1 protein-coding gene is annotated in these 1,798 nt (G+C 69.0%); it reads right to left on the bottom strand.

The genetic code is table 11. The features are described from left to right. Positions 1–32: 32 nt before the first annotated feature. A complete protein-coding gene (locus tag ACIBK6_RS42455) occupies positions 33–1,700 on the bottom strand; it encodes an IS1182 family transposase (RefSeq protein ID WP_399058844.1) in 1,668 nt (555 codons plus the stop codon). Positions 1,701–1,798: the final 98 nt, after the last annotated feature.

Raw genomic sequence — 1,798 nt, 5'->3', positions numbered from 1 at the left:
GATGCTGTTGGTTAATCCGGGGGGGGCTGGTTCTACTTCGCCCCGTCGAGCGTGAGCTCGGCGGGGCGAAGTGCTGCGAAGTGGCTGGTGCGGGTGTGGGCTCGGGGTGTGCCGGTGATGTAGGCGTCGATGCGGGCGAGGTTGATTGCTGCGCCGGTCAGCTGGTGCTGGAGGGCGGTCTTCGCGAGGCCCCGGTAGCGGGATCTGCGCAGGCCGCAGCGGTGGACGGCCTGGGAGATGGTGCCTTCGACTCCGGCTCGGGTCTTGTAGCGCTTCTTCCACGTGTCGGTGTCCTGCTCAGCGCGGGCCTGGCGGAGGGCTTCGTGTTCCGCGCGGGGTCGCAGGGTCAGGCGCCGTCCAACGCTGGAGGTGGTGCACTGCTCGCGGACCGGGCAGGGACGGCAGTCCCCGCCCTTGAACCGGACCCGGATCACCGGGGTGCCTTCAGATGAGTGGTCGGGATTCCAGCAAGTGGCGGTCTTGCCGCCGGGGCAGGTGACCTGCTCGCTCGCCCAGTCGATGGTGAAGTCGTCGGCGGTGAACCCGCCGCCTGCGGCGGCCTGGTGGCTGATGATGCCGGCAACCGGCCCGGTGAGGGTCAGGCTGTGCTCGCTGCGGGCCCGGACCAGGGCATGGGCGTCGACGTATCCGGCGTCGACCAGATGCTCGCCGGGCAGACGGCCCGCCTCAGCGAGTTGGGCATGCACGGTCTCGGTCATCGAGATGTCGGGCACCGTCGCGTCGGTGGTGGACACGTTGGTGATCAGGTTCGGGGCGTCTTCTGCGCAGGTCTCGGTGAGGTGGACCTTGTATCCGGCCCAGGCGGTGTCCCGCTTGAGGCTGTTGCGTGCCTCCATGTCATAGGGGCTGACCAGGCAGATCGCGCCCGGCGGTCGGTCTTTTGGGTCCCGCCGCCTCACCTCGCCCTCGACCTGGTGGAAGTTCTGCACCCACATGCGCCGCAGATGCTCCACCTGCTCAAGCGCCCTCAGATTCTGGGGTGCCTGCCGGGACCAGACGGCCTGGAGCAGCTGTGTCCCGTCCCGGCCGATCCGCAGCCCCATCTCGTCCCGCTTGGTGCGGGCCTTGGGGAATTGGGAGTCCTCCGCCCTGGTGGCGTAGTGCCTGAACCAGTCCGGCTCGGCAACCTCGACCAACCAGTCCGGGGCCGCCTGAGCCAACGCATTCAATGCCGACCGCAGGGTCTCCGCGACCCGCTCCAGCCAGGCAACCTCCCGGGCTGCCGTCAGCACGTGGGTCGAGTCGGTCCTCGCCCGGCCCGCCGTCTTCAGCAGCCCCTTTCCCCCGGCCGCGGCGAGGATGCTGTCCATGACGCGTCGCCCCGCGTCCGCCCCCACCAAGCGGTCCCGGAACTCCGACAGCACCGAGAAGTCGAACCCGGGATCGCTCAGTTCCAGCCCGAGCGCGTACTTGAAGTCGATCCTGGCCCGCACCGCCTCCGCGGCCTGCCGGTCGGTCAGCCCTTCCACGAACTGCAGCACCAGCACCAGTGCCAACCGCCCCGGTGACCAGGCAGGCTTGCCCCGTGCCGGGAATAGGTCCGCGAACTCCTCATCTGTGAACAGCGGCCCCAGTTCATCCCGGACCCGGATCGCCAGACTCCCCTTCGGGAATGCGGCCCGCGCCACCCGCACCGTCTCCGCCGGAACCTCACTCGGCCCGCTCGGCTGCATCGACACCCGCACCCACACCCCATACGACAACGTCGGCCTTCAAGACCACAACCAGGTCCTGAAGGCCGACGTCACGCGAACCCCCGGATTAACCAACAGCATCC

This window comes from Streptomyces sp. NPDC050485 (assembly GCF_044458185.1).
In the GTDB taxonomy this organism is placed as follows: domain Bacteria; phylum Actinomycetota; class Actinomycetes; order Streptomycetales; family Streptomycetaceae; genus Streptomyces.
The sequence above is the reverse complement of the archived record's forward strand: the minus strand, read 5'-3'. Positions and strand labels throughout refer to the sequence as shown.